This window comes from Stenotrophomonas sp. SrG (genome assembly GCF_050031795.1).
Taxonomy (GTDB): Bacteria; Pseudomonadota; Gammaproteobacteria; order Xanthomonadales; family Xanthomonadaceae; genus Stenotrophomonas; species Stenotrophomonas rhizophila_A.
The window spans coordinates 1-307 of record NZ_JBNBBE010000094.1; the positions used below are offsets into that span (position 1 = coordinate 1).

General features: G+C 68.4%; 1 pseudogene. It reads right to left on the bottom strand.

Annotation, left to right across the window (positions count from 1 at the left end):
* Nucleotides 1–307, bottom strand: a pseudogene (locus tag ACQG3P_RS19110) (sensor histidine kinase); the annotation flags it as partial.

Consider the following 307-nt stretch of genomic DNA (forward strand, 5'->3'; position numbering starts at 1 on the left):
CATCGACCAGCACCAGCTGGTCGTCGGCCTTCAACTCGTGGAAGCCCGGCGCCAGCGTGCGCAGGATGGGCGGCAGGCTCAGCGCCGATTGCCCCGCCTCCAGCAGGTAACCGCGGATGTTGCGCGTGGTCGGCGGCGGCTGCGCGGGCGAGGCCGCGTGCAGGTCCCAGAAATATGTCGCTTCTTCCTGCAGCGCGCTGCGGACCAGGCTGTGCTTGATCACCAGCGAGACCAGCCACGCGCCCAGCAGGATGCCCAGGCTGGCCAGTACGGCCAGCAGGATGAAGACAATGCGGATCTTGCGCGG